26 protein-coding genes are annotated in these 26,569 nt (G+C 64.7%); 16 read left to right on the plus strand and 10 right to left on the minus strand.

What is annotated here, in order from left to right:
* Together istB and ACTJK0_RS14565 are read left to right on the plus strand one after the other, a co-directional pair.
* Window positions 1-678: IS21-like element helper ATPase IstB (istB, locus tag ACTJK0_RS14560; RefSeq protein WP_440744013.1), on the plus strand; the 678-nt coding region annotated here is incomplete at its 5' end.
* A 517-nt stretch (window positions 679-1,195) separates the two neighbouring features.
* Window positions 1,196-2,194, plus strand: a complete 999-nt coding sequence (locus tag ACTJK0_RS14565; RefSeq protein WP_440745649.1) for a zinc-dependent alcohol dehydrogenase family protein — start codon at window positions 1,196-1,198, stop codon at window positions 2,192-2,194.
* A gap of 210 nt (window positions 2,195-2,404) precedes the next feature.
* Here the strand turns inward: ACTJK0_RS14565 and ACTJK0_RS14570 are convergent, their stop codons facing one another.
* The 3 genes from ACTJK0_RS14570 to ACTJK0_RS14580 are packed head-to-tail and all read right to left on the minus strand — an operon-like array spanning window position 2,405 to window position 6,331.
* Window positions 2,405-3,940: a helix-turn-helix domain-containing protein gene (locus tag ACTJK0_RS14570; protein WP_440745650.1), complete on the minus strand. Its 1,536-nt coding sequence runs from the start codon at window positions 3,938-3,940 to the stop codon at window positions 2,405-2,407.
* A complete protein-coding gene (locus tag ACTJK0_RS14575) occupies window positions 3,933-5,015 on the minus strand; it encodes a DUF917 domain-containing protein (protein ID WP_110541842.1) in 1,083 nt (360 codons plus the stop codon). Before ACTJK0_RS14575 ends, ACTJK0_RS14570 begins: the two co-directional genes overlap by 8 nt.
* Entirely contained in the window at window positions 5,012-6,331 is a 1,320-nt protein-coding gene (locus tag ACTJK0_RS14580) for a hydantoinase/oxoprolinase N-terminal domain-containing protein (protein WP_110541841.1), read from the minus strand. The genes ACTJK0_RS14575 and ACTJK0_RS14580 overlap by 4 nt, the downstream gene beginning before the upstream one ends.
* Before the next feature lie 435 nt (window positions 6,332-6,766).
* On the opposite strand from ACTJK0_RS14580, the gene ACTJK0_RS14585 reads away from it, so the two are divergent.
* From ACTJK0_RS14585 to ACTJK0_RS14605, 5 genes are all read left to right on the plus strand, one after another.
* Complete coding sequence (locus ACTJK0_RS14585) at window positions 6,767-8,515, plus strand: ABC transporter ATP-binding protein (protein ID WP_440745651.1); 1,749 nt, start codon at window positions 6,767-6,769, stop codon at window positions 8,513-8,515.
* Window positions 8,512-10,599 (plus strand): ABC transporter ATP-binding protein, encoded by a 2,088-nt coding sequence (locus tag ACTJK0_RS14590; RefSeq protein WP_440745652.1) that lies wholly within the window; start codon window positions 8,512-8,514, stop codon window positions 10,597-10,599. The genes ACTJK0_RS14585 and ACTJK0_RS14590 overlap by 4 nt, the downstream gene beginning before the upstream one ends.
* A gap of 142 nt (window positions 10,600-10,741) precedes the next feature.
* The gene (locus ACTJK0_RS14595) at window positions 10,742-12,187 is read left to right on the plus strand and encodes a DUF222 domain-containing protein (RefSeq protein WP_440745653.1); all 1,446 of its coding nucleotides are present in this window, start codon (window positions 10,742-10,744) and stop codon (window positions 12,185-12,187) included.
* Between the two features lie 274 nt (window positions 12,188-12,461).
* A complete protein-coding gene (locus tag ACTJK0_RS14600; protein WP_440745654.1) occupies window positions 12,462-13,616 on the plus strand; it encodes a hypothetical protein in 1,155 nt (384 codons plus the stop codon).
* 178 nt (window positions 13,617-13,794) lie between these two features.
* Window positions 13,795-14,250: an SRPBCC family protein gene (locus tag ACTJK0_RS14605; RefSeq protein WP_110541834.1), complete on the plus strand. Its 456-nt coding sequence runs from the start codon at window positions 13,795-13,797 to the stop codon at window positions 14,248-14,250.
* 94 nt (window positions 14,251-14,344) lie between these two features.
* On the opposite strand, the gene ACTJK0_RS14610 is transcribed toward ACTJK0_RS14605, so the two are convergent.
* Window positions 14,345-14,818 carry a GNAT family N-acetyltransferase gene (locus tag ACTJK0_RS14610; RefSeq protein WP_440745655.1) on the minus strand — a complete coding sequence of 158 codons (474 nt, stop codon included), beginning with the start codon at window positions 14,816-14,818 and terminating at the stop codon, window positions 14,345-14,347.
* A gap of 189 nt (window positions 14,819-15,007) precedes the next feature.
* Here ACTJK0_RS14610 and ACTJK0_RS14615 point away from each other — a divergent pair, with 189 nt between their 5' ends.
* Window positions 15,008-15,928: a patatin-like phospholipase family protein gene (locus tag ACTJK0_RS14615; protein WP_440745656.1), complete on the plus strand. Its 921-nt coding sequence runs from the start codon at window positions 15,008-15,010 to the stop codon at window positions 15,926-15,928.
* A gap of 515 nt (window positions 15,929-16,443) precedes the next feature.
* Here the strand turns inward: ACTJK0_RS14615 and ACTJK0_RS14620 are convergent.
* On the minus strand, window positions 16,444-16,728 hold the full coding sequence (locus tag ACTJK0_RS14620; RefSeq protein ID WP_110541831.1) for a DUF427 domain-containing protein: 285 nt from the start codon (window positions 16,726-16,728) through the stop codon (window positions 16,444-16,446).
* 93 nt (window positions 16,729-16,821) lie between these two features.
* The gene (locus tag ACTJK0_RS14625; protein ID WP_440745657.1) at window positions 16,822-17,181 is read right to left on the minus strand and encodes a VOC family protein; all 360 of its coding nucleotides are present in this window, start codon (window positions 17,179-17,181) and stop codon (window positions 16,822-16,824) included.
* Between the two features lie 47 nt (window positions 17,182-17,228).
* Between ACTJK0_RS14625 and ACTJK0_RS14630 the strand changes: the two genes are divergently transcribed.
* The 5 genes from ACTJK0_RS14630 (at window position 17,229) to ACTJK0_RS14650 (ending at window position 19,636) form a co-directional block, all read left to right on the plus strand.
* On the plus strand, window positions 17,229-17,543 hold the full coding sequence (locus tag ACTJK0_RS14630; RefSeq protein WP_440745658.1) for a hypothetical protein: 315 nt from the start codon (window positions 17,229-17,231) through the stop codon (window positions 17,541-17,543).
* Window positions 17,544-17,671: 128 nt separating this feature from the next.
* On the plus strand, window positions 17,672-17,986 hold the full coding sequence (locus ACTJK0_RS14635; RefSeq protein ID WP_440745659.1) for an ArsR/SmtB family transcription factor: 315 nt from the start codon (window positions 17,672-17,674) through the stop codon (window positions 17,984-17,986).
* Window positions 17,983-18,390: an SRPBCC family protein gene (locus tag ACTJK0_RS14640; protein ID WP_440745660.1), complete on the plus strand. Its 408-nt coding sequence runs from the start codon at window positions 17,983-17,985 to the stop codon at window positions 18,388-18,390. The genes ACTJK0_RS14635 and ACTJK0_RS14640 overlap by 4 nt, the downstream gene beginning before the upstream one ends.
* A 79-nt stretch (window positions 18,391-18,469) precedes the next feature.
* Window positions 18,470-18,718 (plus strand): hypothetical protein, encoded by a 249-nt coding sequence (locus tag ACTJK0_RS14645; RefSeq protein WP_440745661.1) that lies wholly within the window; start codon window positions 18,470-18,472, stop codon window positions 18,716-18,718.
* Window positions 18,719-18,931: 213 nt separating this feature from the next.
* Window positions 18,932-19,636 (plus strand): SOS response-associated peptidase, encoded by a 705-nt coding sequence (locus ACTJK0_RS14650; protein ID WP_440745662.1) that lies wholly within the window; start codon window positions 18,932-18,934, stop codon window positions 19,634-19,636.
* Window positions 19,637-19,648: 12 nt separating this feature from the next.
* Here the strand turns inward: ACTJK0_RS14650 and ACTJK0_RS14655 are convergent, their stop codons facing one another.
* From ACTJK0_RS14655 to ACTJK0_RS14665, 3 genes are all read right to left on the minus strand, one after another.
* The gene (locus ACTJK0_RS14655) at window positions 19,649-19,813 is read right to left on the minus strand and encodes a hypothetical protein (protein ID WP_440745663.1); all 165 of its coding nucleotides are present in this window, start codon (window positions 19,811-19,813) and stop codon (window positions 19,649-19,651) included.
* A gap of 109 nt (window positions 19,814-19,922) precedes the next feature.
* Window positions 19,923-21,752, minus strand: a complete 1,830-nt coding sequence (locus ACTJK0_RS14660; protein ID WP_440745664.1) for a DUF5671 domain-containing protein — start codon at window positions 21,750-21,752, stop codon at window positions 19,923-19,925.
* On the minus strand, window positions 21,689-22,174 hold the full coding sequence (locus ACTJK0_RS14665; protein ID WP_440745665.1) for a hypothetical protein: 486 nt from the start codon (window positions 22,172-22,174) through the stop codon (window positions 21,689-21,691). The genes ACTJK0_RS14660 and ACTJK0_RS14665 overlap by 64 nt, the downstream gene beginning before the upstream one ends.
* Before the next feature lie 303 nt (window positions 22,175-22,477).
* Between ACTJK0_RS14665 and ACTJK0_RS14670 the strand changes: the two genes are divergently transcribed.
* The 3 genes from ACTJK0_RS14670 (at window position 22,478) to ACTJK0_RS14680 (ending at window position 26,098) form a co-directional block, all read left to right on the plus strand.
* On the plus strand, window positions 22,478-23,848 hold the full coding sequence (locus tag ACTJK0_RS14670; protein ID WP_440745666.1) for an MFS transporter: 1,371 nt from the start codon (window positions 22,478-22,480) through the stop codon (window positions 23,846-23,848).
* An 86-nt stretch (window positions 23,849-23,934) separates the two neighbouring features.
* Window positions 23,935-25,191, plus strand: a complete 1,257-nt coding sequence (locus ACTJK0_RS14675; RefSeq protein WP_440745667.1) for an aminopeptidase P family protein — start codon at window positions 23,935-23,937, stop codon at window positions 25,189-25,191.
* 82 nt (window positions 25,192-25,273) lie between these two features.
* A complete protein-coding gene (locus ACTJK0_RS14680; protein ID WP_110542144.1) occupies window positions 25,274-26,098 on the plus strand; it encodes an IclR family transcriptional regulator in 825 nt (274 codons plus the stop codon).
* A 59-nt stretch (window positions 26,099-26,157) separates the two neighbouring features.
* On the opposite strand, the gene ACTJK0_RS14685 is transcribed toward ACTJK0_RS14680, so the two are convergent.
* Window positions 26,158-26,569, minus strand: a 412-nt coding sequence (locus ACTJK0_RS14685) for an LGFP repeat-containing protein (RefSeq protein ID WP_440745668.1), incomplete at its 5' end; no start/stop codon positions are given.

Consider the following 26,569-nt stretch of genomic DNA (forward strand, 5'->3'; position numbering starts at 1 on the left):
ATCGCGACCGCCCGCGCCCAGCGCTGGGAACCAACCGAGATCATCAAGGCACTGTTCACCGAAGAAGCCGCAGGCCGGGCCCGGTCCATGCTCGCCACCCGGCGCAAAGCAGCAGGCTTCCCGACCGGGAAGACCTTCGACGTCTGGGACCCCGCCGTCTCCTCCATCCCGGCGCCCACCCAGCAAGCCCTGCGCACCCTGGAATGGATCACCCGACGCGAGAACCTGGTCGTCTGCGGGCCCTCCGGCACCGGGAAAACGTTCTTCCTCGAAGCCCTCGGCCAGCAAGCCGTCGAAGCCGGGATGCGCGTTGCCTGGTTCAGACTCGAAGACCTCGGCGCCCTCATCCGCGCACACCGCACCGACGACAGCGTCACCAGGGCCGTGGCTAGAATCCTCCGCGCGGAACTCGTCGTGATCGATGACATCGGCCTTCTCCCGGTGGCCACCGACGCCGCCGAAGGACTCTACCGGGTCGTGGACGCCGCCTACGAGAAACGCTCCGTCGCGATCAGCTCGAACCTGCACCCCGCCGGCTTCGATGAACTGATGCCCAAAACCCTCGCCACGGCAACCGTGGACCGGCTCCTGCACCACGCCCACGTCTGCCAAACCAGCGGCGACTCCATCCGACTCACTCAAGCCCTCGCCGGGAAAGGAGTCACCGAACTGAACTAACAAACCCTCGACGATGGCCAATCCCACCGAAAACCCTCAGTGGGCAGATCTGTTGGCCATCACCGGGCAGATTTACTGGCCACCAGCGGGCCGATTAACTGGCCGCCCGTGGGCAGAAACCAAAGGCCATTGACATTGCGCGACGTAGAAGGCCTCCACCCCTAGGGCATCTTTGGCCCGAGGTACACCACCACCCTCGCTTGCCTTGACATCCCGTGATCGAGGCAGGCGGGGGAACCTCGCAAGTCACCAGCAATGCGGCGACCGGTAACTGCATCAGCCCAATAATCCCGGCGGCACCAGTGCCGGCTAACCCAATCAAAATCAGACGTGCCATACGGCACTACGCAAACGGAGGTACGGCGATGTTCAGACGGACCCTATGTGTCAACCCCATAATGACCCACGCTTACCAGGCCCCTATGGGGAAGCCACTTCGCGGTGAGGTGCCTGATGGTGAGCGCCAAAGCCCGAAGCTGCCGTCCCCCCTCACGCCCAAGCTCTCGCTGGTCCAGGCATGAGCAGGCCGGAATCCGCGGTTGTCTTCCGCAAAATAGGCGGCCCAGAAGTGCTGGCCATAGAAGCTGCTTCCCCACGTCAAGTCGCCGAAAACGATGTCCGAATCAACGTCGCAGCATTCGCGCTCAACCGGGCAGATCTAATGTTCATCCATGGAGAGCACTACACGGTCCCGGTGTTCCCCTCGCGCATCGGGTCCGAGGCAGTGGGGACCGTCACGGAGATCGGAGAGAACGTGACCGCCTTCAATATCGGCGACCGCGTTACGAGCATTCCCTTCTTCACCACAACCGACGGCGTGCAGGGAACAACAGCCGTCCTGCCGGCAGACTATCTCACCCTTGCCCCACCGGAACTTTCGGATGCCGAGGCCTGCTCTGTTTGGATGCAATATCTCACTTCGTACTTCGCCTTCGCAGAGGTAGCCAATCTCGGAAGCGAAGACACAGTGCTCGTCACTGCCGCCGCCAGTTCAGCCGGGCTTGGTGCCATCGAGATCGCACGCGCTCTGGGGGCGAAGGTGATTGCGACGACACGGTCAGAAAACAAGCGATCGCTCCTTCTTGAGACAGGCGCAAACGAAGTAGCCCTCGTGGGAGTCGACGACCTCGGCGAGGTCATCGACCGCACCACCAATGGCAAAGGCGTTCGGGTCGCTTTCGATCCCGTCGGCGGAGAGTCCCTCGGCGCCTACGTCGATCATCTCGCACCCAACGCCGTCATTTTCGGCTACGGAACACTGAGCGATTTGCAGCCCGTTATCCCTATGGCTGCAATGTGCAGAACCCAGTCGGTTTTCCACCCGTACTCAATGTTCAACCACGTTGGACTGGCCGATGAGCGGAGGCGAGGCGTCGACTTCATCCTCAAGCGAATTGGCTCCGGCGCCCTGCGGCCCAGAGTCGACAGGGTCTTTGCTTTCGACCAAGTGCTTGACGCTTACCGCTACATGGAATCGAATGAACAGTCAGGGAAGATTGTCGTCGAAATGAGTTAGCCCCGCGGCACCTGCGTCCGTGTCCGTGTCCGTGGACAGTCCGGCGGACACGGACCAGGGTGGCGCTCAGCCAGGACCCTGCCGTCCCGGACTGCTCACGGATGTGGGCGTACGCCGTTCTCGTGCCCGGCGTCCAACGGGAGCGGGCTTAAGCGCCGCCCAAAGCCAGAAGTCCTCGGCGCAATCTTTGAAGGAATCGAAACTGGGAACTTAGGGGTGTCTTTTCTGGTTGTCCAGGGCATCTTCGGAAGTCCTTATATCTGGCATAGATCGCCGCAGCACTTTGGCGATGAGGTGGACGGACAGCAGTTCCGAGGGGATATCAAGCGGGACACCGAGGTCCCTTGCCCGGTTAAGCCGTGCCTGCAGGGTGTTGCGGTGCAAGTTGAGGGATTTCGCAGCGAGGCTGACTGAGCCGCGGTGATCGAGGAAAGCAGCCAGCGCAGTAATGATGACGTCGCGGTCAGGGGAGGCCATCAGTCGCGGCAGCGTTAGTCCGGCTACGAGCGCAACGGCGTCCTTGTTTACGAATGTCGTGGCTGCGGCCACGCCGAGGCTGGCGAAACCTAGAACCGTGCCGGGCCCCGATGATCTGGCGGATTCAGCAGCCAACCGCGCCTCACGCACGATCACCGACAGCGCCGGGGCATCCTCCTGCCAACGGGACAGTCCCGCTACCAGGCCAAGCTCGGCAAGAGCTGGCCCCAGACGTGTCCTGAATCGGGTTTCGAGCTGGGTCGAGGCGTCCTGATTCCCGGCCGGTAGGAGCGTAAGCCAACCGTCCTGAACCTCGGCCAAAGGGCTGCGTGCTGTGACCTTACGCCACAGCAGGCGCAACACGGCGGTCAGCTCGGGCCGATGGTCTTGCACTTGCCCGCTGCGGAACCAGACGGCCATGTACGGCTCCCCTGTGCGCCAGCCCAACTGGTTAAGCAGATGTCGGTGTTTTTCCTCGAACTCCGAGCCTGACGCGTCACCGTCCTGATCCAATCCGGGGATCGTTGCCGTCGGAACGGCCCGGGCAGCGCTGAGTAGGTCCTCCAACAGCCAGGCAGCCTTCACCGAGGGGGTGGCAACCTCAAGGATTGAGCGCACCAGCCGCAGATTGTGGACGCCGGAAATGGGCACGCGGGCCGCGAGGGTGAAACGGACGGCGCTATTGGCCTCGTCGACTTCCACCGTGATGACTTGGTCGGTGTCCCGTGGGGGCATTCCGGCGGAGGCAAGAACCACGCCGTCGTACTCCAAGGAAACTCCAACCCCATCCAGCTCCCCGGAAATGGTCTTGAGGACATCACCGAGCGTGGTGTCCTTTGCGACTGTCCGGGCGACCCTGGCCAATTCCGCATCGACCACTGACAGGGCCGCTCCGATCTCGGCCGCCAGTTCCAGGGCAAGCCCAGCAGGGTCCCCGTCAGTGGCCAACAGGGTGATGCCCAACCGCTCCGCCAGTCCGACCGCCGCGCTTGCATAGGCGCTGCCAGCCACGATGACTGAGCTGGCCCGCCGCTCCCAGGCCTGTCGCAGCGCTGCGGAGACGAGCCAACCCCCTGATCCCATCTCGGAGGACAGGACCACTACAGTATTGGGTCGCACCTGCCGGATTGCCTCAAGCTGGGAGACGAGAACAACACTTTCGATCAACCCGCTGGATGGAGTGAGATACAGCGGGGTGGTGCCACGGAGGGAGCCGTGCGCCAATAGACCGGCGACGTCGAGCCGGGTTTCATTTTTCGATCTACGCATGTCGCCGCCTTGGGTGCACGATCGGAATGCCAAAGGCCTTTGGGTCCGTGAGCTCAAGCCCCGGCTCCGTGTACCACTGCGCCGCAGCCGTGATCTTCACGATGTCCATGACGTCGCCCACCTGGACGTCGTCGATGTTGACCACCGTGCCCTGCTCGGAATTGAGCAACGTAACCATGTCCGGGACGGCTGCTGTTACCTCGCCATCTACGAGGACCAGCAGGATCTCATTCTGGACTTCAAGATGGACGATGCGTCCTGTGGTTTCGTCTTCCAGCGTTACGCTGGACGGTTGCGCCGGCAGACCGAGGTCTGTGGGCCGGGAGAGGCTTTCGATGTGGCTCACGCGGGCCCGGGCGATGCGGGTGGTGCCGAGGAGTTCGGCGAGCAACAGCAGCTTTCTCTCAACGGGGGTGCTCGCGTTGAGAATCTGTCCGATCCGGATCATTCGGCTGATGGAGCCATGGACGCCATGCTCCATCAGCTGTCTTGCGGAACACGGATACATGGCGGTGGCTGCCCAGCCGCCGAGTTCGGTCACTAGTGCACGCACCAGCGTTTCGGCCCGCTGCGCGCTTTCGACCTCAATCACTGCCCGTTCCCCGGTTACCCCCATGAGTGCGATAGGGCCGATCGCCACGTTTCCTATGTTCAGCGTCGTTTGGCTGATCAAGGGGAAGACGCGGCCCATGGGGTCGGCATCGATGACGGGCAACGAGGACTGCAGCCCAACCATGAGGGGGACGATTCCGTTGATGCTGGCGGCAGCGAGCGAATAGATCGCCCGCACCGGCCGGCCGAGAGTGGCCTCGATGGCGCGGATGCAGCCGAGGAACTCATCGCCCACGGGAGGCATGTCGGCGATGAAAAGCCCCTGCGTCACCATTCCGACTGCCACCACCAGATCGTCGGGAGCAAGCTCGTCGACGGTGATGAGTTCCAATGACCGGTCCTCCATCGCCCGCTGGATCATTTCTGCGTAAATGTAGATAGCCGTCGGGTCGATGGTGCAGGTCAGGAAATGGGCCCCGGTGCGGAGGTTCCGGACGTCCTCGGGGGTGAGTACGGTGCTCATGGGGTGGCTCCCCGCGCGGCTGTGGGCAGCACTTGTCCCTCGTCGGCGGACGTTTCTCCTGCCGCTTGGACCCGGATTCGAACGATTCCGGGGTTGCCGTAGGGCATGGCATAGACGTTCGATTCAATGACTTGGGTTTGCCCGGGGGTGGCGCCTAACTGGACGGCCGCTGACTGGGCATCGTCTTCGGCGAGGTTCTGTACTCGTTTCAGGTCGCCTCGGCCGCTGACGGTCTCGAGCCTGTCGATCCAGGCTGTCAGAGGCGCAGCGGCAGCTCCTACCAGCGCGGCGTCTTGGGCCGCCAACAGAGTGGGCACCAGCCCGAATGGCAGAGCGGTCTCCTGCCCCTCGCGGAGGTCGGCAATGACGGAGGGGATGCCTGCGCGAACCGGATGGTGGACGGTGTATGGCTCGAGAATGGCGGCGTTGCTGGCGAGGCTTGCGTCAAATCCTTGGCGAATGAGGCTTCTGGCGACAGGCAGGCCCCCATGGATGTGACCCACCGTGGCCCCGGCGTCTCTGCAGAGAATCACTTCCCCCTCGGGGATTCCCGCTAAGGTGGCCGCGCCAAGGATTCCCATCGCGGGCTCGGCACGCAGCGCGTGCACAGGCGCCAATGCCAGCCGTGACAGAGGTGCTCGGCCGCCGTCGTTCTTTGCAAACGACAAGAAGGCGGCTGGAAATTGGCGCTGGCCTGCCGCCTCAAACATGACAGCCAGTTCTTCCCCCGTCTGCATCAGGGCGCTGTTAAGGATGGCCGTGAAGTCACGGTCGCGGAAGACGCTGGAATAGAAGTCACTGGAGATACTGATCCGCATATCTCTGTCGTTGTTTAAGATGGCATCGGCTATGCGCGTTTCATGGTCATTTGACGCCGTTGAACCGACGGATGTGATCGCCACGTTCCGTGCGCCAGCGGAAAGTATGGCGGGGAGATCGGCCAGGAACCCCTCCAAGTCCAACCGGGCCAAAGGCCGTCCCCGCAGGTCGTGGCCTCCCCGAACGTGAACAGTCCGGGTCACTGCCGGCTCAACAAGGGGTGGCAGCACGGTCATGTGGTAGGCGTCTGCGGGGGGACGGGGCGAAATGCGGATGGCGACGACGTCGGCCAGTTGCCGCTCCCCCAAGACCCGCCCGACGTCGGCAGTGATCTCTTTGATGTCGGACCCGAACTCCCGATGGAGCCCTGACAGGGACGAGTCCAACGCTTCCGACAAGCTGCCCGCGTGCAACTCCTGACCGGCGGAAACTACAGTCCGCCCGTCCAGCACAACAGTCCGGCAGCTGGTTCCATGTAGCCGCAGCCCCACTCTCATTGTTTGGTTCCTGCCTGGCTTCTACCAACGGTGAGTATCTGCCGAGTGGTGAATATTTTCCATGTGTATAGGGCCCACCACTAGTCGTCCTCTAAGGCTTCCCCCGGGTTACTGAAGGGAGCATCATCCCATGCTCCCTCAGCTTATCTAGACGTTGAGGAAGATACCCAGAGTGGCCTTACCCAAGTCCGACAGCACGGGCACGAATGTTATGTTGGGGACCCTCTAAGTGTGGGTCGACGTCCGGGAGCCGCCGCTGGTGACGCTTACCAGCGCGTCGGACATCTTCCGCTGTTTGCCCTTTCGGAACTGCCAAATACGCCCTCGGTGAACCCGCCCAACTTCTCCTTCCAAGGCACGGATCGTTCCCAGTTTCCGGACGTACACTGACCTCGCACCACCTTTTGTGGACACACCGTCAGGTTGGAGCCTGCCTTGCCCTGGAAGTTGCTTGTCGAATACCTGCGGCCGCACAGGCCGCTGCTGGTCGCCGTCGTGGTTTTCCAGCTGGCGCAATCCATTGCGTCGCTGTACCTGCCCACGCTGAACGCGGACATCATCGACCAGGGTGTGGCCCGGGGCGATACCGGCTACATCCTGTCCACCGGCAGCTTCATGCTGGTCATCACCCTGGCGCAGATCGTGTGCGCGGTGGTGGCGGTGTACTTCGGAGCCAAGGCCGCGATGGGTCTGGGCCGGGACCTGCGCAGCGCCATCTTTGAACGCGTGGGCGAGTTCTCCGAGCAGGAGGTCACCAGGTTCGGCGCCCCCAGCCTCATCACCCGCTCAACCAACGACGTCCAGCAGGTCCAGCAGCTGGTGTTGATGTCCGCGACGCTGATGGTGGCCGCACCCATGCTCAGCATCGGCGGCGTGATCATGGCCATCCGCCAGGACGCCCAGCTGTCCTGGCTCATCGCCGTGTGCGTGCCGGTGCTGCTGATCGCCGTCGGGCTGATCGTCACGCGGATGGTGCCGCTGTTCCGCAAGATGCAGGCCCGGATCGACACCGTCAACCGCGTGCTCCGCGAACAGCTCACGGGCATCCGCGTGGTGCGGGCGTTCGTGCGCGAGGACATGGAAACCGCCCGCTTCGCCCGCGCCAACACTGACGTCACGGACGTTGCCCTGCGCGCCGGCCGCCTGATGGCCCTCATGTTCCCCGTAGTCATGCTGGTCCTGAACGTCTCCAGCGTGGCGGTGATCTGGTTCGGCTCGTTCCGGATCGAGGACGGGTCCATGCAGGTGGGCACCCTGATTGCGTTCCTGAGCTACCTGATGCAGATCCTCATGTCGGTCATGATGGCCACCTTCATGGCCGTGATGATTCCGCGCGCGTCGGTGTCCGCGGACCGCATCGGCGAGGTGCTGGGCACCAGCTCCAGCGTCCTTCCGCCCGAGAACCCGGTCACCAGCGCAGCCATGGCAGGCAGGCAGCGGCGCGGCGAGCTGGAAATGCGCGACGTCGGATTCGCCTACCCGGGTGCCGACCAGCCGGTCCTGGCCGGGATCAGCTTCACCGCCCGCGCGGGGCAGACGACGGCGATCATCGGCAGCACCGGATCGGGCAAGACCACGCTGGTGAACCTCATGCCCCGGCTCTTCGACGTCACCTCCGGCGCGGTGCTGATCGACGGCGTGGACATCCGCCACCTGGACCCGGACTTGCTGTGGGGGCACATCGGCCTGGTGCCGCAGCGGCCCTACCTGTTTTCCGGCACCGTTCGCAGCAACCTGCTGTACGGCAACCCGGACGCCACCGAAGATGAGCTGTGGGACTCGCTGGAGATCGCCCAGGCCCGCGACTTCGTGGAGCAGATGGAGGAAGGCCTGGACGCGCCCATCTCCCAGGGCGGCACCAACGTCTCCGGCGGGCAGCGGCAGCGGCTGGCCATCGCCCGGGCCCTGGTCAAACGGCCCGAGCTCTACATCTTTGACGATTCCTTCTCGTCCCTGGACACGGGCACGGACGCCCGGCTGCGCCAGGCGCTCAAGCGCAGCACCGCCGGTGCCACGATGGTGATCATCGCCCAGCGCGTGTCGAGCATTGTGGACGCGGACCAGATTTTAGTGCTCGACGTCGGCAGGATCGTTGCGCAGGGCACGCACCATGAGTTGCTGGAGAGTTCCGGGACGTACCGCGAGATTGTCTCGTCCCAGCTTGCAGCGGAGGAGACGGTATGAGCAGCCAGCAACCGGGAACCCGCCCGGCCGGAGCCGGACCTTCGGGAGCCGGCCCCTCGGGAGCCGGGCGCAGCGGCGGGGCCCCCGATGGAACCGCGGGTGGGGGCAAAGCCAGCCAGGCCGACGTCGTACGTATTCCCCGTCCGGCCGGCGGACCCGGGAGGGGCGGCCCCTTTGCCGGGATGAACGTCCCGGCCGAGAAGGCGATGAACTTCAAGGGATCGGCCAAGCGGCTGCTGGCCACCCTGCAGCCGGAGCGCGCATGGCTGATCCTTGTGCTGGTCATGGCCGTGGCCGGCGTGGTGCTGCAGGTGATCGGACCGCGGTTGCTCGGTGAAGGCACCAACCTGATCTTCTCCGGGGTGGTGTCCAAGCAGTTGCCGCCCGGGATGACCCAGGCGCAGCTGATCGCGATGCTGCGGGCGTCGGGGGATAACCAGAAAGCGGACATGCTCAGCGCCATGACGCTGACGCCGGGAATGGGGATCGATTTCGGCGCGCTGGCCAGCGTGCTGACGTGGGCGCTGGTGCTGTACGTGCTGGGATCGGCCTTCATGTGGGGGCAGGCGTATGTACTGAACGGCGTGGTGCAGCGGACGGTGTACGGGCTGCGCGAGAAGATCGAGGCGAAGATCAACCGGCTGCCGCTGCGGTACTTCGATTCGATCCAGCGTGGCGAGCTGCTGAGCCGGGTGACCAACGATGTGGACAACATTTCACAGAGCCTGCAGCAGTCCATCAGCCAGGCGGTGACGTCCGTCCTGACGGTGCTGGGTGTGCTGGTGATGATGTTCATTCTTTCGCCCACGCTGGCGCTGATCGCTTTGGTGACCATTCCGCTGACGCTGGGGATCACCACGCTGATCGCCAAGCGCTCGCAGAAGCTGTTCGTTCAGCAGTGGAAGAACACCGGCGAGCTGAACGGGCAGATCGAGGAGACCTATACCGGGCATGCGCTGGTGAAGGTGTTCGGCCGCCAGCGCGAGGTGGGGGAGCGGTTCCGGCAGAAGAATGCCGAGCTGTATGAGGCGAGTTTCGGGGCGCAGTTCATTTCCGGGCTGATCATGCCGGCCATGACCTTCATCGGGAACCTGGTGTACGTGGGGATCGCGGTGGTGGGCGGCCTGCAGGTGGCGTCCGGTGCGATGCAGCTGGGCGATGTGCAGGCGTTCATCCAGTACTCGCGGCAGTTCACGCAGCCGCTGGCGCAGCTGGGGTCCATGGCGAACCTGCTGCAGTCCGGGGTGGCCTCAGCGGAGCGCGTGTTTGAGCTGCTGGACACGGAGGAGCAGTCCGGGGATCCGTCCGGGGCTGCGCTGCAGAGCCCGGATGGGCGTGCGCGCGGGCGGCTGGTGTTCGAGGACGTGTCCTTCTCGTATTCGCCGGACAAGCCGCTGATCTCTCATCTGTCGCTGGTGGCGGAGCCGGGGCAGACGGTGGCCATCGTGGGGCCGACCGGTGCGGGCAAGACCACGCTGGTGAACCTGATGATGCGGTTCTACGAGCTGGACGCCGGCCGCATCACCCTGGACGGCGTGGACATCACCACCATGACGCGGGACGACCTGCGCTCGCGGATGGGCATGGTGCTGCAGGATACCTGGCTGTTCGGCGGAACCATCCGGGACAACATCGCCTACGGGCGGCCGACTGCTTCTTCTTCGGAGGTGCTGGAGGCTGCGCAGGCGACGTATGTGGACCGGTTCGTGAAGTCCCTGCCCGAGGGGTATGACACTGTGCTGGATGACGAGGGCGCCAACGTGTCCGCGGGTGAGAAGCAGCTGCTGACGATCGCGCGGGCATTCCTGGCCCAACCGTCGGTGCTGATCCTGGACGAGGCGACGTCTTCGGTGGATACCCGGACCGAGGTGCTGGTGCAGAAGGCTATGAGTGCGTTGCGGTCGGACCGGACATCGTTCGTGATCGCGCACCGTCTGTCCACGATCCGCGACGCCGACCTCATCCTGGTGATGGAGAACGGGCAGATCGTGGAGCAGGGAAACCACGCTTCACTGCTGGCTGCCGGCGGGGCTTATGCGCGGCTGTACGAGGCCCAGTTCGCGGCGCCGGTGGCGGAGGTTTAGGGGACATCCCTTACGAAGACCGGATGACCTTTGGGCGGATCAATACCTTCCAAGGATGCGCGGGGAACGGCCATAGTTACCATCGCGACTGTGTCTTGGGCATCCAGCTCAAAATGTCAGACCCTCCTGCCAAGCTTTGGGTATGGAAACCGGAGCGTTTTTAGACGCAAGAGGCAGTGCCGGATTGGCTGCTGCCGTTACTTCCATAAGGAAGCTTGCGGACGAGCTGGTTGAAGTCCTTGGCCGGTCTTCAGAAGATTCGGATGGTGCTCATCGGGATGATCACGATCCGCTGGCCGACCTTGCTGAGTCGTGTCTGGACGGCTTGGGGGTCGTAGCCCGTATCGAAGCCGCCGCTGCAGCGGCAAAGGTCCACTTTCTCTCTACATATGCAGGGGCAACAGATGCGCTGGAGCCGCCGGCTGAAAGCCCGTATGAGTCCTCGGCGCGGGAAATGAGCCAGGTGGCGGAAGTGGCCTGTGTGCTAACTGTCGGGGAACGTGCCGCAGCCGCACTGCTGGGCGAGGCCCATGCACTCACCACCTCCTTGCCGGAAGTGCTTGATGCTTTGCAGGCAGGTGAGATTTCGTGGCAGCACGCCCGCATCATGGTCGACGAAACAACAGGCCTGGACAATGCCGCCGCCGCTGCGCTCGAAGCCCACTTCCTGGACCCGGAGGCGCCGAACGCGGCCAGGGGAGCCGCGGCAGGGGAGCTGGTGCCAGCCCGCTTCCGGCGGAAAGTCCGTGCCTGGCGGGAACGCCACCACCCCGAGTCTCTCGAACTCAGGCATGTGAAGTCGGTTGAGGACCGCCGGCTGGAGTACTCGCCGGACCGCAACGGCATGGCGTGGATCTCGCTGTACATGCCCGCAAACACGGCATGCGCGGTCTGGAACAAGACGTCGGCCCTGGCGCGCGGACTGCAGAGACCCGAGGAACCGCGGACTCTGACTCAACTCAGGGCTGATGCGGCCACCGGGTTGCTGCTGGGGAATGCGGGGCAGTCGGTCGGAGCGGCGCCCTCCCTCAAGGCGGACGTGCTGGTCACGGTACCGGTCTTTTCCCTCCTCGGTGCCACGGACGAGCCTGCCGAACTGGACAATTACGGTCCTATACCGACGTCGATGGCACGCAAACTTGTTTCGGAAGGCGCCGGTTCCTTTTACCGCGTGTTGGTGGACCCGCGGGACGGGGCGCCGCTGGAAATCGGCCGGAGCAGCTACCGGCTTCCGGAATCACTGAAGCGGTGGCTGCGGATGCGCGATGGAAAGTGCACGTTTCCCGGCTGCAGCAATCCGAGCCAAGACAATGAGGCAGACCATCTCACTGCATGGGAGCGCGGAGGCGCCACCGGGATCAGCAACCTGGGTCAGTTATGTCCCAAGCATCATCGGCTTAAGCATCGAACCCGCTGGAGCCCGGGCCCGGCAGCAGTGAATGAGCCGCCCGGCTGGGTCTCGCCCTCCGGCCGCAAGTACAACGCTGAACGAGCTGACCGGGAACCAACGCTCTGGCCTCCAGGTTGCCTCGCGCACGGAAGCAGCCCAATGGAGACACTCATCGTTGACTATCTCGTTGCCTCGTAGTCGGGCAACCTTGCGCGGGCGCAGCTAATCCCCGCAGCAATTCCCTGCAGCAAATCCCCGTTGTGCCGGCAGCGTGAGGGGGTGGTTTCGCGTTTCTCCCTGCCGCCCTGTAAGCATGGCCGCTGATATTCCCGGGACGTTGTCCCGGTACGTTCACCCGCCGTCAACCAGCAGGTCCCACGCTGTTTCGGCAGACCCAGCAGTCTTTTCACGCACCCTCCCGCCGGGCGTCCCCCAGCCCGGACGGTCATCCCCGCTGCATCAGGAGTATTCCGTGTTCGTGAAAAGAACCTTCGCCGCCGTTGCCGCGCTCGCCTTTCTTGCCGTGACAGCTGCAACCCCCGCTCAAGCCGAGGCGCAAGCGGAAACGCAAGCGCCAACCCAGAGGCAAGCGCCAACCCAAACGCAAGCGCCTGCTCAGGCCGAGGCACCCACCCCGGCGCCCGTCTTCGCCACAGCAACCCATGCGGCGGACAACACCAATGACAACCAGGCGTTCACCTTCGCCGCCATCGGCGACATCCCCTACGGCGCCACCAAGATCGCCAAGTTCCCTTCCCGTATCCAGGACCTCAACGCCGACAAGGACCTGGCGTTTGTAGCACACGTGGGCGATATCAAGAACGGCTCCTCTGTCTGCTCCGACGAGTACTTCTCTTACATCCGCACCCAGTTCGACACTTTCACCCACCCGCTGGTCTACACGCCCGGCGACAACGAGTGGGTGGACTGCCACCGGACCAACAACGGTGCCTACAACCCGCTGGAGCGCCTGGCCAAGATCCGAGAATTCTTCTTCAACCAGCCCGGCAAAACCCTTGGTGCCACCATGCCGGTGAAGTCGCAGGAGAACCTGGGGCTCCCCGAGGATGTCCGCTTCGACAAGAACCGGGTCGCCTTCTCCGTGCTCAACGTCCAGGGCAGCAACAACTCCCTCCTGCCGTGGACTGGCCTGGGCAAGACGACGCCAACCCCGGAGCAGCTGGCCGAGGTGCAACACCGGACGGACGCGGTCATCGCCCAAATCCACCAGACCTTCGCCGATGCCAGGCGCAGCAACGACCGGGCTGTGGTCCTTATGCAGCAGGCGGACATGTTCGATCCGTCCCTGCTCGCCGACGCCAAGGCGAACCCGGAGACCGTCGACGGCTTCCGCGAGATCGTGCAGACCATCGTCGAGGAGACCAACCGCTTCGATGCCCCCGTGTATCTGGTCAACGGTGACAGCCACGTCTTCGCCGCAAACCAGTCCCTCGCCGCAGGCTCACCCTGGCTGGACATCTACGGCTCCCCTGCTGCGGACAACCTTCAGCGCATCACCGTGGACGGCGCCAACAACGCCGTGGACTACGTCCGCTTCACGGTCGCCGGCAACAGCACCAAAGAAGCCGACGTCCTGAGCTGGGAAAAGGTCCCCTTCAGCCAGTAATTCCCCAACGGAAAGCGGACGACGGCGGGTGCCCGCCCGCCGTCGTCCGCTTGGATTTTTAGGGTCTGGACACAGGTGGCCGCCGGATCTATCGTGCAAACGTGGCGGCTGCCTGGCCGGCAGGATGGCACGCTCTGCCGGTCCGCTGTTGCGGCCGTCCATCATAAGGAGGCAGCAGATGGCACACGTTGAAGAGGTTGAAGAGACCGTTGAAGTGGCTGTCCCGGTGCGGACGGCTTACAACCAGTGGACCCAGTTCGAATCCTTTCCGCACTTCATGTCCGGAGTGGAGTCGATTACCCAGTTGACGGACACCAGCAACCACTGGGTCACCAACGTGGGCGGTGCCAGGCGGGAGTTCGACACTGAAATCGTCGACCAGGAGCCGGATGACAGGATCGCGTGGCGCAGCACGGACGGCAAGTCGCACGCCGGGATCATCAGGTTCACGCCCATGGACGCCAACCACACCAAGGTCAAAGTGCACTTTGAGTGGGCTCCGGAAAACGCGACGGAAAAGGTAGGCGCAGCCCTGAAGATCGACGAGATGCAGGTCAAGGCCGACATGCGCAGGTTCAAGGAATTCATTGAATCGCGAGGCGCCGAAACCGGGGGCTGGCGCGGCGAAGTCTAGGAACGAAGTCCAAGAAAGACACGCTGGAAAGCGGACGACGGCGGGTGCCCACCCGCCGTCGTCCGCCTGCCTTCTGTGCCTGGTAGGTACCTTGCTAGAGACGCAGCTCCATGAAGACGCTGTTGGGGTCAGTCACATAGTCACCAAAGGGCGGGCATTCGGTGAAGCCATGGCGGGCGTAGAGGCGGCGCGCGGGGGCGAAGTAGTCCTCGGTGCCGGTTTCCAGGCAGACCCGCTCAAGGTTCCTGGTCCGTGCGTGCTCGAGGATGTGGCGGAGCATCAAGGTGGCTACGCCACGTCCCCTGGCGGACTCCGTGGTGCGCATGGACTTGAGTTCGCCGTCAGTTGCCTGGCCGGCGGAGGAGTGCAGGAGCTTCAGGGCTCCGCAGCCCAGCAGGTTGCCGTCCTCACGGGCTGTCCAGAACGTTACTGACGGTACAGACAGCGCCGAGTGGTCCAGGGCGTGGACGCTCTCGGCGGGCGAAGTGGCGAACATGTCCGCAAGGTGTTCACTGAGGAGCTGCTGGACATCACCGCGGGCGGGATCGTCCCGGTCAATGGAAATCATCGCCTTCAATCTACCCGTTGCGCAGGGCCGGCCGGTGTGCCATGATTCCCCTGATCGTGATCCGTCCCCAGGAGGTGAGACCCATGAAAGCTGTATCCGTAATGGGTGCTCCCTCGCAGCCCACGATCACGCGGCTGGACTAGTCGCCGCCGGGAGCGCCGCACAGGCAATTCGCGAAAGGCGACTCCCATGAACACAACACCTTCTTCCCGCCCTGAATCCGTGCCGGCCTCTGCCTCCCGGCGTGCCTTGGTCCTCGGTGGTGGCGGATCAACCGGCAACGCATGGCTGATCGGCGTCCTCGCCGGCCTGGCCGATGCCGGGCTGGACGTGACCACTGCCGACGTGCTCATTGGAACGTCGGCCGGATCCACCGCTGCGGCCCAAATCGCCGGCGCCACACCGGCGGACCTGTATGCCGCAGTCGTTGATGCTGCACCACAGCACCGAACACCTCCGGCAGGACCCGCGGGCGCGGTCCCTCCCGCCCGGCCGGTGTCCGACCATCTTGAACGTACCGGCAGGATCATCGCCTCCGCCGACGATTCAGCCGACATGCGCCGCCGGATGGGTGCCCTGGCGCTGGACCTTGCATCTGGGTACGACGTGTCCGATCGGTGGCGTGCCACCGTAGCGGCCCGATTGCCGGCAACGGACTGGCCGGAGCATGACCTGCTCATCACCGCCGTGGATGCACACACCGGCGACCCCGCAGTGTTCCATCGCGACAGCGGCATCGACCTGGTGGACGCCGTTGCCGCCAGTTGTTCCAGCGGCTCGGCCTACCGGATCGGTGCGAACAGCTATATCGACGGCGGCTACCGGCGCAATGAGAACGCCGATCTGGCCGCTGGTTGCGGCCGGGTCCTGGTGCTGTCGCCCTTTGGTGGCAGGACGCGGATGCCGCTGGAATGGGGCATGCAGCTTGCGGCGCAGGTCGAGGAGTTGCGGGCGGGCGGGAGCAGGGTGGAGACAGTCTTCCCGGAGGGCGACGCCGAGCACATGTTCGGGGCCAATGCCATGGACCTGTCGCTGCGTCCCGCAGCCGCCCACGCGGGATACAACCAGGGGAAAGGCCTGGCGGGAAAGCTCGCGGAATTCTGGCGCTGACTGCCGCGCAGCAAAAGGTGAATGAACGACGGCGGGCGCCCACCCGCCGTCGTCCGTTCACTGCCAGGACAGCTAGTCCGTTTCTGGGCCTTCGCAGAAGTGGCAGCCTTCTTCACAGCCGTCCTGTGTCAAGTCAGGGCTAGAGGGTGTCAAGGAAGGCTCCTTCTGCAGGGTGGAGGTGGCGGGGTTTGCGTTTCGCGTGTCACCAGGGCGGCCGATATGCCTCCGGAACCAACGCTCAGAAGCACGAGGCCTGCAGCGAAACCAGGCGTCGAGCCTGCGGCGGCAGCAAGCCCAACACCCGTTGCAACGAGCAACAGCATTGCCGGGAAGTAGATGCCGGTCATAGTGGCCTTTCGGATCGCAGAGGGGGAGCCAGCCGGGCCGCGGGTGCGTCCCCTTTTTTGTGGTCTGCGTCCCAGTATTGCCATCCGAAGCGTTAAGAAAAAGCGATGTTTTCCGCACGATACGCATCACTTCCAGCGATGTTTCCTCTGCCGCGGGATGTGCGCCGCCTAGTCCTCGATGGTGACCCCGCGCCAGAAGGCCACCCGGTCCTCGATGTGCTTGGCGCGCGGCTTGGGCTCCGGGTAATACCAGGCCGCGGCCTCGTTCAGCTCACCGTCCACCTCCAGCGTGTGGTAGCTGGCCTGGCCCTTCCAGGGGCAAAATGTGTTCTTGTCGCTGTCGCGCAGGTAGTCGGCCTTCACGGCCTCCCGCGGGAAGTAGTGGTTGCCCTCCACCACTACGGTGTCCTCGGATTCGGCGATGACTTTTCCGTTCCAAATAGCCCTGACCATGAGGTTCCCTTCCGTGGCTGCCGAGCATAAACATGACGGGTTGTACGGATGCCAACGGTCAGGGAACGGCTGTTGTTCCCTGGCGGCGGGAGCCTAGCTTTGGCTCTTGTCGATGACGCAGAACCGGTTCCCGTCCGGATCCTCGAGGACCACAAAGTCGGGGTCATCCGGGTAGAGGTCCCAGTCCACGCGCTTGGCGCCGAGCGAAACCAACCGGTCCACCTCCGCGTCCTGGTCGTCCGCGTACAGGTCCAGATGGATCCGCGGGTGGTCCTGGACGCGTGTTTCGCTGAACATGAGGGACAGGTGTGCTCCGGGGCCGGACGCCGGAGCAAGGGTTACCCACGTGTCGTCACCGGGTTCCCGGGGGACATAGCCGATGGCGTCATGCCAGAATTTGGTGGCGGCGGCAACGTCGTTGACGCCGAGGACAATGGTGCCGATGGTCAACATCCGCCCAGCCTAAACCGTGGAGATGCGGCGCGGCTAGACTCGAGTGCATGGGGGAGAACAACACACCTGAGGAACGCCAGCCGTCCAAACGCGCCAAACTGCCTGCCGTCGTCGTGCCCTTCCTGGGAGTTGCCGCGGTGCTGGTCGGCGGCCTGATTGCGTACCTGAACCGGGACTTCGTGGGCTGGTTTGCGTATGCACCGCTGAGCAACAAGCCGTTCAGTGCCAATGGGGCGGCCTTCATCACCCAGGGGACCCAGGCCGGACTTGCCATCATGGGCGCAGGGCTGCTGGTGCTGGCATTCTGGGCCGGGTACCGGGTGGGTGTGAAGGGCTCCTCCGCGGGCAGCGGCAATACCTGACGCCACAGCAGGAACGCTGCAGGCAGCTGTCAGCTTTCAGGCCTGTTGATGGGTTTGTCCAGCGCCAGGCTGGAAGGCAACCGCTCCTGCGCTTGATATGTCGGATCTTTCCGACATATACTCCGGGAGTGCTCCCCGATGTCTTCGCCGCCGTCTCCAATCCGGCGCGGCGCGTCATCCTGGACGAACTCCGCAACGGGTCGAGGACGGCCGGCGAGCTCACCAGCCTGCTGGACCTCAGCCGGCCTGCAGCCTCCGAACACCTGGCCGTCCTTCGTGGGGCGGGGCTGGTCCGTGAGGAGCGGCAGGGGCGCAACAGGGTGTACCACCTCCAGCCGGCCGCGCTTGCCGAGATCGGCGGCTGGGTGAAGAACTTCGAGCACTACTGGAACCAGCGGCTGGATGCGCTGGCAGACCTTCTGGACGAGGAGAAACCGTCATGACCGACAACGCCATCAGGCTCCAGCGCCGCTTCCCGCACCCCGCGGCGGCGGTCTGGGAAGCCCTGACCACACCGGAACTGCTGGCCAGATGGTGGGCCGCGGGCGACATCGCGCCCGTAGTGGGCCACCGCTTCAACATGGACATGGGCGCCTGGGGCCAGCAGCAGTGCGAGGTCCTGGCGGTGGACCCGGGCAACTCCATCAGCTTCCTCTTTTCCGAGGGCCAGCTGGACACCACCATCACCTGGCGCCTGGAGCCCGTGGACGGCGGCACCATCCTCCACTTCGAGCACGCCGGCTTCCGCCTCGACACCCCCATGGGCCGCCACGCCATCGAGGGCATGGGCAACGGCTGGCCGGGCCTGTTGGCCCGCATCGATGGGCTCCTCGCCGAAGTCTCCTGACGTCCCAGGTGGGCGTNTACGCCCACCTAAGGTCCCTGCCGCCCGTTTACCGGCGGAAGGGAAGGGGTAACCATGGAGTATGACTGATTCCGGAGACGGCGGGGCCAACGATCCCTTTGACGGCAACGATGAGATGGTGGCCGGAGCCGGCCACGAAGAGACTCCTGAGAGCATCGCCGAGGACGTGCGGCACGAGATCCAGCTGGGCCATGTACAGGACGACGTAGCCCATGTCCTTGAAGAGCGCTTCGAAGAGGCTGGCATCGACGCCCGTCCAGAGGACGTGGATGAGCTCGCCGAGGAGATCGAGCGGGACGCCTCCAGCTGACCCTCTGCTCAGGAGCACGCGTATCAGGGACGCGGGCGGGCCTGAAACGGCGGGTAACGACCTGGACCAGTGCGCTGGCCGTGTTGGGCGCATGGCCCCCAAGGGTCATACCGGTGGTCCAGGTGGCCCGTCCCGCGCAGACGTTTCCGCCCTGCGCCCAACAATTCCAGGCCAGTAGGCCATTGCCGGCGCTGTCTCCGGCAGAATGGGCCTATGTGCGGCAGATACGTAATGTCCAAGGCCACCGGTGACCTGCTCAGCTACTTTGACGCCAAAGAGGTGGAAGGCACGCCGCCGCCACCAAGCTGGAACGTGGCCCCCACGGAGCCGGTGCCGATAGTCGCCGAGCGGCTGGACGAAGGCAGCATCGAGCGGCACCTGCTGGTGGCGCACTGGGGTCTGGTCCCGTCCTGGGCGAAGGACATCAAGATCGGCAACAAGCTGATCAATGCCCGCAGCGAGAGCATCCTGGAGAAGCCCGCCTTCCGCAAGGCAGCTGTGAAAAGACGCGCGATTCTTCCCGCTGACGGCTACTACGAGTGGCAAAAGACGGAGGACGGCAAAAAGATCCCCAACTACCTGTACTCGGATAAGGAGCCGATGCTGGGCTTCGCCGGCTTGTACGAGTGGTGGGCCGATCCGTCCGTCCCTGAGGATGACCCGGGCCGCTGGCTCCTGAGCTGCACGGTGCTGACCACCACGGCCCAGGACTCCCTGGGGCATGTCCACGACCGATCGCCCGTGATCATCCCGCGGGACCGCTTCGCAGAGTGGCTGGATCCGGACCTGACGGATAAGGACGATATCCAGCGCCTGCTGGACTCCTTGCCCGAACCCACCCTGACGCCGCGCGTGGTCAGCACCATGGTCAACAGTGTGCGGAACGACGGACCGGAACTGATCGAGCCTGCCGGGTAGCGGACTCCCTGCTCAGGGCCAGTCGGCACGGGTGAAGCGGACGGGACTGTTCAACGTGAGAAGGCAGTCGGAGGTCCACTCGGCGATTTTCTGCTGTCCGTCCAGGGAATCAGGTGTTGCAGCCTGCTGCGCATCCTGGTTCTTGGTCTCCTGAAGACCTTCAGCTGAGCTTTTCACGTGTCCCCCTTGGCAAAACCCGTGTGCCAACCCTAGGCACCCTGCAATGGCAAGGGAAGTGGGTTAATCCACCAGGGGGATAAACTGCGCAAATCTTGAGGGTGGGGCGCTATCCGGCGGTTGGAATGGCTCGCGTCCTGCTGCCGCCGACGGGCTTGTCTGCTGCGGTCGTGGCTGCCAGGGCGATAACCTCCATCCGCGAGCCTGGACCGGCAAGCACCAGGACATGCTGCGCTGCAACGCCGTCCAGGGCCGCCGAAACTTGCCGGATGGCATCCTCCACGCCAGGCGAAGGGACAGGCGACAAAGGAACGGACGACGGCGAAAGGGCGGCGCCGCCGTCGTCCGCCCTCAGCCAGGTGGTCACCTTGGCACCATCGGCGGCATCGGCAATACCGCGGGCCAGGGCCGCTGGGTCGACGGCATCCACCGGATAGCCGCTGACCAGGGTGACGCTCTCAATCAGCCGCCGCCGCGACGGCACGGCGGCCAGCAATGCCCTGTCATGGCGCCACAGCGCGAAGTGGTAGCCCGCCACCAGGCCCGCAGCCACCAGGAGGCCGAAGGGCGCACGGATACGGTCCAGCAGGCTCCCGCCGGACACATCACCCAGCACGAATTCAAAGACCCGGTAGCCAATCACCAGCAACGTAACCAAGGCCACCACGGCGCTCACACCGAAAAATGCCACGAGGTAGACCCGCCGGCCCGGCGGAATTCCGGCTGCCGACACCGGTTGGTGCCTTGGCTTCCACGCCAGCCACCAGACCGGGCTTCCCACTGCGAGCGAGCTGAGACCGCCGAGGAGCAGCGTGCGCGTGGAACTCCCCGCCAGCGGCGAAACCGCTGCGGCAAGCAACGCGTTGACCACGACGCCGACTCCGGATGCCGCCGCGGCCAGAGCCGCCGCGGACGTGACCAGGAGGCTGGCCCGCCGGGTTTGTGGGGAGCGGTGCGCGGACGCGGTGCGGTGGTAGCGCCAGACGATGGCCCCGACAAGTGCCGCGGCGATTGCCGGTGCCAGCGGCTCGAGCAGGTCGTTCAGCGGGTCGCTGCGGTCAAACGCGAGCCGCAGGAGGATGAACAGGATGACCGCCAGTCCGCCCAGGGCGGTGATGCCGGCGGCGAAGATCCCCACGGTGATGATGGTGACGTCCACCAGTCCTGTCCGGAACCGGCGCCCGCCCCCGCGGATCCAGTGCCACCACCACACCACAGCTCCGCCGGCTGCCCAGATGAGGGGCCTGACGACGTCGAACCACCAGGGTTCAAAGCTCGCTGCTGCCGTGAACCCCCGGATCGCGATGTCCAGGAGGGCACCCAGGGCGGCGATCGCCGCACCCGCACCCAGCAGCAGGCCAAAGACGGATCCCACGACAGCCCGGACGTCCTCAAGGTGCGCCGGGGATTTCCGGGGATGCTTCCACATCCACCGGTGCCACACCCAGATGCCCGCCCAGACAAGTCCGTTGGCCAGCGGGGATGGCCACTGGTTGGCGTGCGCTCCAATGAAGGACGCTGCCAGCTCCAGCAGTGATGTGGTGGCGATGATCAGCGATACCGCGTACATCCCGGTCAGGTAGAGGCCCCAGCCCGGTGCCCTGCGTTCGGATTCATCGTCGAGCCGCCGCCACACGAACCACCACAGCAGGAGCGCCGGGGGGCCGCCGATCAGTGTGAAGGCCAGTGACAGGGCCAGCCCGGCGACGTCGCCGGTGACCAGCACCGACGCCGTGCGGAAGAGGCGTTCCAGCAGGCCGCTGAGTCCTGAAGCTGCGATCACCACCAGGGCAAACAGCAGGACATACAGGATCAGGCGGCGCAGGGTTGCCAGGCCACCGGCCGGAGCGGGGGCTGTGGTAACTGCCGGCGCCGTCACCGCTTCACCGGAATCTGGGTGCAGGCCATCAAGGGATACGGCGGCTGGTCGATCATCCATCGTCCGTTCACTTTGAGGAGCAGGAAGACATCCTCCGTCTCATACTCGGACGGGCCGAAGGGGCCGTTGCCCTGGGCCGCGTGCACGATCGAAACCCGCACGGTGGCTGAATCGGTGCGTTCCGTCGTCGAAATCAAGACCACGCGGGCCGGCCGCTGCCCGCCGGAGTAGGACCCGCTGCACCTGCTCCTGGCACCCTCCGTGAGGAAGGTTTCGGCAGCGGGGACGTCGTCCCTGATCACTGCCCTGCTGTACTGCTGGATTACGCCTGCGGGGCTCGCCTCATCCAGAGGGGCAGGCTCGCCCCGGGTGAAGACCACTGCCAAAGCGACCACCACCAGCACTGCCACCACGCCCACCAGCGCGAGCAGGATCCGATCGGGTTTTCGCGCGGTCCGCCCGGTGGCGGCAGGATCGTCCATGGCGCAAGTATGAGGCACTTGGTCTCTGTGCGCCCGTGCCTTAGGGCCCGTAAAGGGCGCGTCAAGACTGGATGGGCCACAGATCCACCCCAAGCCGCGGGGCGATAGAAACAACAACGTTGCTTTTCATGCAACGTGCCGGCTGGCACTGATGCTGCCCGGTAGAACACTGAATCTGCGGCCCGTGTGCTCTAAGACCAGAAATTAATCATTCAAAAAACCCTTGACTGTGTCGCGCATCACCACCTATGTTGAAACAACCGCGTTGCAAGAAGTGCAACTCAAACTCTTATTGGTGGTTCGATGAGTTCCAAATCAAATTCCCCCCGGGCAGGAGCCGTTGCCACTGACGCCAACGGCCCCGTGCAGGCAGGGCCGGTCGCCAACGGCACCGTGATAAGCAAGGACGTTCGACGCCGGGTGGTCACGGCAAGCTTCATCGGCAACTTCGTCGAATGGTTCGACTACGCCGTGTACGGCTACCTCGCAGCCGTTATCTCCTCCGTCTTCTTTCCGGACACCGACCGACAGACTGCCCTGCTGGCAACCTTCGCGGTGTTTGCGATTTCCTTCTTCGTACGGCCCCTGGGCGGTTTCTTCTGGGGCCATATCGGAGACAAGCTGGGCCGGCGCAAGGCCCTGTCCCTCTCCATCGTCATCATGTCCGTCTCCACCTTCTGCATCGCCCTGATTCCCGGTTACGGAACCATCGGCATGCTGGCCCCGGTCCTGCTGCTCCTGGTCCGCGTGGTCCAGGGCTTCTCGGCGGCCGGTGAATACGCCGGCGCATCAGCCTTCCTGGTCGAATACGCTCCTGCCAACCGCCGCGGACTCTACGCCGCCGTGGTCCCGGCCAGCACAGCCGCCGGCCTGCTCCTTGGCTCCCTGATCGCGGCCCTCCTCAGCTCGGTGCTCAGCACTGAACAGCTGCACGACTGGGGCTGGCGGCTTCCGTTCCTCCTGGCCGCACCCATGGGCCTGATCGGGCGCTACATCCGCACCAAGCTGGAGGACACCCCGGCCTTCCGCGCCCTGGCCGACCAGGAAGAATCCACCCCCAAAGCGCCCGCGCTGGACATGTTCCGGACCTACCGCAAACAGCTTGTCATCGCCTGCGGGGCGGTGCTGCTCAACGCCGTCGGCTTCTACGTCATCCTCAGCTACATGCCCACGTACCTGTCCGAGGAACTGGGCTTCGGTCCCACCGAATCCTTCCTGGCCACCACGATTGCCCTGGCCAGCTACATCGGCTTTATCTTCCTGACCGGCATGGCGTCGGACCGGTTCGGCCGCAAACGGATGCTGATCACCGCCTCGGTGCTGTTCATGCTCCTGACCGTTCCGGCGTTCATGCTGCTGAATACCGGCAACTTCCTGGTCATCGTCCTGGTCCAGATCCTGCTGGGCGGCATGCTCACCCTCAACGACGGCACCCTGCCCAGCTTCCTGGCCGAACTGTTCCCCACCAAGGTCCGGTACAGCGGCTTCGCCGTCAGCTTCAACCTCTCCAACGCCCTGTTTGGCGGAACGGCCCCGTTCATGGCCACCCTGCTGATCGGCATGACCCAAAGCAAGCTCGCCCCCGGCTGGTACCTCGTGGCCGCCTCCGCCGTTTCCCTCGCGGCCGTCCTGTTTGCCGCCGAAACCTCGCGCAAGCCCCTCAAGCACCTCTGACAGCCCAGAGGTCCCGAGCCACCCTCACTCCGAAAAACCAACACCACTGCAGCAACTGCAGCTGGCACCACTAGAAAGGCACACCTGTGACCATCACCGCCGACAACGCCTCCTCCATCGCCGAGCTGGAGCGCCTCAAGGTCCTGCACAACGGCACCAAGGGCAAGCTCACGTTCTCCGACGCAGAGTTCGAGCGCCGCCTGGGCGGCCTCCGCCAGATCATGGCCGCCAAGAACCTGGACGCCGTCATCCTCACCAGCTACCACGGCATCAAGTACTACTCCGACTTCCTGTACACCACCTTCGGCCGCAACTACGCCCTGGTGGTCACCGCCGATGATTCGGTCACCGTCACCGCGAACATCGACGCCGGCATGCCGTGGCGCACCTCCTACGGCGAGAACATCGTCTACACCGACTGGCGCCGCGACAACTTCTACTTCGGCCTCCAGGAAGCCCTGCGCCAGCGCGGCGTCAAGGCCACCCGCCTGGGCGTCGAGGACGACTTCCTGCCGGGCCTGACCCGCGAGAAGATTGCCGCGGCCTTCCCCGGCGCCACCCTCCTGGACGTCTCCCAGGACGCCATGCGCCAGCGCATGATCAAGTCCGCCGAGGAAATCGAGGTGATCAAGCACGGTGCCCGCATCGGCGACCTGGGCGGTGAGGCGATCCGCGCCGCGATCCGGGAAGGCATCACCGAGTACGAGGTCGCCCTCATCGGCACCGAGGCCATGGTGCACGAGATCGCCCGGACGTTCCCTGACCGCGAGGTCCGCGACACGTGGGTTTGGTTCCAGTCCGGCATCAACACCGACGGTGCGCACAACTGGGCCACCACGCGGAAACTGCAGCAGGGTGACATCCTCTCCCTCAACTGCTTCCCGATGACCTCCGGCTACTACACCGCCCTGGAGCGCACCCTCTTCCTGGGGCAGCCGGACGAGCGCTCCCTGGAGCTGTGGAACATCAACGTCGAGGTACACGAGCGCGGCCTGGAACTCATCAAGCCCGGTGCCGTCTGCAAGGACATCGCCGCCGAACTCAACGAGATCTACATCAGCCACGGCCTGCTGGCCAACCGCACGTTCGGCTACGGGCACTCCTTCGGCGTCCTGAGCCACTACTACGGCCGGGAAGCCGGACTGGAACTGCGCGAGGACATCGACACGGTCCTGGAGCCCGGCATGGTGGTTTCCATGGAACCGATGATCACGGTCGCCGACGGCCTGCCGGGCGCCGGCGGCTACCGCGAGCACGACATCCTGGTCATCGGCGAGGACAACACGGTGGAGAACATCACCAAGTTCCCGTTCGGACCGGAACACAACATCATCGGGGCATAAGGCCCAACCCTGGAAGCGGCGCCGTNAGCACGGCGCCGCTTTCGGCGTCCCCTGCCAGCGATAGGGAAAGATAGTGTCCATCATGACTCCTGCAAAGACCTCCGACACCAACGGCAACGGAACCGGCACCAACGGCGGGACGGACGCCAAGGGCGCGTCCGTCGTCGTCAATGCCATCGCCGTCCTGCGCACCTTCACCGCGGACGAACCGCTGCTGGGGGTCACGGAAATCGCCAACCGCGTCGGCATGCACAAAAGCAGCGTCTCCCGGATCCTGGCCACCTTCGAGCAGGAAAACCTGGTGGAACGGGACCCGGAAACCAAGCGGTTCCGGCTGGGCCTGGGGCTGATCGCCGTCGCCGGGCCACTCCTGGCCGAGATGGAGGAACGGCGCGTGGCCTACCCGGTCCTGCGCCAGTTGACCGAGCAGACCGGCGAAACCAGCGCCCTCATGCTGTGGAACGGGGACGAAGCCATCTGCGTGGAGCAAATCGCCAGCCACCACCAGATCAAACACACCACGCCGCTGGGCGCCCGCTACCGTGACGCCATGAGCGCCTCCGTCCAGGTCTTCCTGTCCACGCTGCCCGCTGAGCGGGTGCGGGAGCTGCTCCGCAGCGGAACCATCAGTTTTCCGGGACTGGACGACGCCGGGCTGGCGGCTTACGAAGCCAGGCTCCAGGACGTTGGGCAGCGGGGATGGGCGGGAAACTACGGGGAATCGTCCATGGACGAGGTGGGCGTGGCAGCGCCCGTGCACGACCACCGGGGGGACGTGGTGGCGGCCGTCCTGATCCCGGCGCCCCGCTTCAGGGTATCGAAGGAGCAGTTCGAGAGCCTGGGCGATGCCTGTGTGGCAGCCGCCGCCAAGGTCACCACACGGCTGGGCGGCCGGCCGGCAACGTGATGTTGCCGTACCGGCCGCCCTTTTCTGCCGCGGAACGACGTCCCCGGCGCAGGAGGACCCTAGAACCAGGTGATGTAGGAGCCGGTGCGGCTCACATGGATCACGCCACCCTGGTAGTTCTGGGCCACGCCTCCGTCACCGCCCGTCGCGTACTCGTCACTAGTGGGGTAGCCGAGGCGGCCCGATTCATAGCCCGTGGAGGCCCAGATGGATCGGATCGCGCCCAGGGAAACGTGGGCCCCTGTGGCTGGTGACCAGATGATGGCGCCGCCCTGGTAGTTCTGGTAGACGCCCCCGTCCTTGAGGCCGCCCACTTCGTTCGTGACCGGGTAGCCGAGCTTGCCGTTCTCGAATCCCGTGGCTGCCCAGAGGCTCCGGATTGCGCCTATGGAGATGTGCGCCCCGGTGGCGGGTGACCAGATGATGGCGCCGCCCTGGTAGTTCTGGAAGACGCCGCCGTCTTTGAGGCCG

Source organism: Paenarthrobacter sp. 22069 (genome assembly GCF_052046035.1).
Lineage (GTDB): Bacteria > Actinomycetota > Actinomycetes > Actinomycetales > Micrococcaceae > Arthrobacter.